The sequence below is a fragment of the Pseudomonas sp. P5_A2_2 genome (assembly GCF_054177685.1).
Genome location: NZ_JBGCUL010001121.1, coordinates 1 through 1365, shown reverse-complemented (window position 1 = coordinate 1365; position 1365 = coordinate 1). Strand labels below are relative to the sequence as shown.

Here is a 1365-nt window from a genome sequence, read left to right as displayed (position 1 = left end):
GTCGTCAGGCGTGAAATTGCACTGCACTTGACCACCGAATGCATCGGATTTAACCAGCAGGCTTTGTAACCATGACCGGTTGAATCCACAGCCAAAAGCGGCCCTACAGTTAATCCATGTCGCCTTTGGGCAAGCAACCCCTACCAAAAGCGGCCGGTGAAATAGGGCCGCTACTCTCTCCATAAATGGGGCATTACACCCACGAACGGSTGTTTGCCACCAAATTAGAGGGATATTCCCCACTCACTTTTCTCTCGTTTGAAACACTCAAAAATAGTTTATTAATTTACCTGGGCTTTTTCGCCCTGGTGTGATGGCTCATTAGTTGCACGCCCCCCGTGTACCCGCAATAGCTGTGTCCCAGACATCCTGGCGACGGTGGGTTTCGCCAGACTCGATATGTCGCGAGGGGTGAAAAATGAAACGCACGACATCACTACGCAGCTCCATCACCTTTCTGCACAGGACAAGCCTGCCCTGTGCGATGCTCCTTACCCTAACCACCATGGCAAGCGCCGTGCCGCTGGATGATTTCGGCCCGCCACCCCCGACGGACCCCTCGGCGTTCAGCAACCCGCCGGCCGACCTCGATGCTGCGGCGGCTGCCTTACGGGCCCTGCCACCCGCCAACCAGGGCGCCATCGCCCTGCCCAATGGCGTATTTGGTGACCGGAACACGCCACGGGCCGACAACGTGCTGCCGCCAGCCCTGCAGACATCCTTCAAWATCCCCACCAATGGCAAGCCCAGCCCATTGTTCGGGGCYCAGCCGTACACGCAGCAACTGCTGCTGTTCGAAGAATTCGGCACGGAAAAACTCGATCCGGCACTGCCGGCCCCACCCCTGACCTTCCCGGTTCCGCTCGTCGGCCCGGCGCCCACGCAGGACCCGAACAACATCGCCCGCAGCGGCCCTTCGCCCACGGCGCTGGAAGCCTTCATGCGCCAGCCGGGGCTGTTCCCGTTTCCGTCGCAGTTTTCCAACGTGCTGGACCGCAACCCGTGGCAAGCGCAGATCGAAGCCTTCCTCAACCGCCATCCGGTCGGCTCGCCGGCCGAAGGCCGGCCGCCAGGAAAAGGCTGGTCGCACCAGCGCTGGAACGAGTTCTTCCCGCAGGTGGGCTTCAAAACCGTGCAAGCGGGCGCCCAGATCAACAGCGGCATGCGCGACCACCGACAGTTGCACAACTACGCCGTCGGTGAGTTCGGGCCTGGCGGGCTCTACAACCAGACTTCGAGCAACCCGGTCATTGCCGGCACCACCAAAGGCATCAATGTCCGTTTTCACCCCAACATGCCGATTCAGGACCACAAGGCGCTCTGGACCTTCGACGGCACCTTTCCGCCAAAACTGTTGATGGTGCG

Annotated in this window: 1 pseudogene; it reads left to right on the top strand. The window is 60.5% G+C overall.

Annotation, left to right across the window (positions count from 1 at the left end):
• Positions 1–484: 484 nt before the first annotated feature.
• Positions 485–1365 (top strand): annotated as a pseudogene (locus tag ACXRVY_RS29340) (copper oxidase); the annotation flags it as partial.